Here is a 2,027-nt window from a genome sequence, read left to right on the forward strand (position 1 = left end):
CACGGCCGAGGCCGAGGTCGATGCGGCCGGGAAACAGCGCCTCCAACATCTTGAAGCGCTCGGCCACCACCAGCGGGGCGTGATTGGGCAGCATCACCCCGCCGGAGCCGACGCGGATATGCTTGGTCACCGCCGCGATCTGCCCGATCATGACGTCGGGCGCCGGGCTCGCGACCGAGGCGAGGTTGTGGTGTTCGGCGAGCCAGTAGCGGACATAGCCGAGCCCGTCGACATGGCGCGCCAGGTCGATGCTGTTGCGCAGCGCCGCGGCGGGCCTGGTGCCTGATGTGACGACCGAGAGATCGAGGACTGAGAGCGGGATCATGGCGCGCTAAGTTAGTTGCGGGCGGCGACGCGGCAATGGGCTGACGGCGCAGGTCTGGCGTGTGCGGGCTGCGAACCGGCCGTCCAGAATACGTTGGGACAACCGACGACTGCGTCGTCCTCAATTTAAGCTGCCCACCGCAGCGCTTTGACCACCGGCTCCGGCTCCCAGGTCATATATCATTGATTATACGTTCATTTTTTGATATTGATCGAATCCCACAATTTCAGCATTTAGGCACAAGAATTCAATACATTCCGCACGAAGTGGGCCATTTCCCATCCACGATGGGCTGTAGCTGGATTCGCCTTTGCCCTATCTTAGGCCCTTCAAGCGAGAACCTGACCGGTGGCCGCCAAATTTGGCGACACAATCTGGAGTGAGTGGTGCCATGACCGATCTGACGACGCCTGCCCGAGCCGACGGGCAAGACGGGCACCTGAAGCGGCCTGCGATCTCCTTCGAGTTCTTTCCGCCCAAGACGGAAGATATGGAGCGCAATCTCTGGGAGACCATCAACCGGCTCGCCCCGCTCGACCCGAAATTCGTCTCGGTGACCTACGGCGCCGGCGGCTCGACGCGGGAGCGGACCCACTCCACCATCTCGCGCATCCTCCAGGAGACCGCGCTGCTGCCGGCGGCGCATCTGACCTGCGTCGGCGCCTCGCGCGGCGAGATCGACGAGATCGTCGACCGCTATCACGAGGTCGGCGTCCGCCACATCGTGGCCTTGCGTGGCGACCCCGCCGGCGGCATCGGCACGCCCTATGCCAGCCATCCCGACGGCTATCAGAGTTCGGCGGACCTCGTCGCGGGGATCAAGAAGCGGCATGCCGATATCGAAGTGTCGGTCTCGGCCTATCCCGAGAAGCACCCGGAGGCGCGCGACTTCGATGCCGACATCGACACGCTGGAGGCCAAGGTCGATGCCGGCGCCAGCCGCGCGATCACCCAGGTGTTCTTCGATAACGACCTCTACTTCCGCTATCTCGACCGCGTCCGCGCGCGTGGCATCAACATCCCGATCGTGCCGGGCATCATGCCCATGCACAATTTCAAGCAGGCGCGCAATTTCGTCACCCGCGCCGGCACGACCGTGCCGGACTGGTTCGCCTCGAAGTTCGAGGGCCTCGATGACGACGCCGAGACCCGCAAGCTGGTGGCCGCGACCGTTGCCGCCGGCCAGGTGCAGAAGCTCGCCAAGAATGGCGTCGACACCTTCCACTTCTACACCATGAACCGCGCCGATCTAGTGTTCGCGATCAGCCATTTGCTCGGCATCCGCGCCAAGAGCGCGCAGAAGGCGGCTTAAGACAACATGACCGTATCCACCTCTCCCAAGCGAACTGCCCTGCTCAACGCCGCGCGCGAGCGCATCCTCGTGCTCGACGGCGCCATGGGCACGATGATCCAGAACCTCCAGTTCGACGAAGCGGCTTTCCGCGGCGAGCGTTTCAAGAATTTCCATCGCGACCTGCGCGGCAACAACGACCTCTTGATCCTGACCCAGCCGCAGGCGATCGAGGACATCCACGCCGCCTATTTGCGCGCCGGCGCCGACATCGTCGCGACCAACACCTTCTCCACGACCTCGATCGCGCAGGCCGATTACGATCTCACCGACATCGTCTACGAGATGGCGCGCGAAGGCGCCCGCCTCGCCGGCAATGCCGCGCGGCGCGTCGAAGCCGAGGACGGCAGG

The 2,027-nt window shown here is 64.2% G+C and carries 3 protein-coding genes; 2 read left to right on the top strand and 1 reads right to left on the bottom strand.

What is annotated here, in order from left to right; translation table 11 throughout:
* On the bottom strand, window positions 1–325 hold a 325-nt coding region (locus MOV75_RS36035; RefSeq protein WP_247007746.1), incomplete at its 3' end, for an MsnO8 family LLM class oxidoreductase.
* A gap of 391 nt (window positions 326–716) precedes the next feature.
* On the opposite strand from MOV75_RS36035, the gene metF reads away from it, so the two are divergent.
* Both metF and MOV75_RS36045 read left to right on the top strand, forming a co-directional pair.
* Window positions 717–1,637 (top strand): methylenetetrahydrofolate reductase [NAD(P)H], encoded by a 921-nt coding sequence (gene metF, locus MOV75_RS36040; RefSeq protein ID WP_246930081.1) that lies wholly within the window; start codon window positions 717–719, stop codon window positions 1,635–1,637.
* A gap of 6 nt (window positions 1,638–1,643) precedes the next feature.
* Window positions 1,644–2,027 (top strand): homocysteine S-methyltransferase family protein (locus tag MOV75_RS36045; protein ID WP_247007747.1); only part of this gene is annotated, 384 nt, incomplete at its 3' end.

This window comes from Bradyrhizobium sp. PRIMUS42 (assembly GCF_023006515.1).
In the GTDB taxonomy this organism is placed as follows: Bacteria; Pseudomonadota; Alphaproteobacteria; order Rhizobiales; family Xanthobacteraceae; genus Bradyrhizobium.

Coding starts and splice junctions, on each gene's coding strand:
- metF (WP_246930081.1), top strand. CDS start 717: ATGACCGATCTGACGACGCCTGCCCGAGCCGACGGGCAAGACGGGCAC.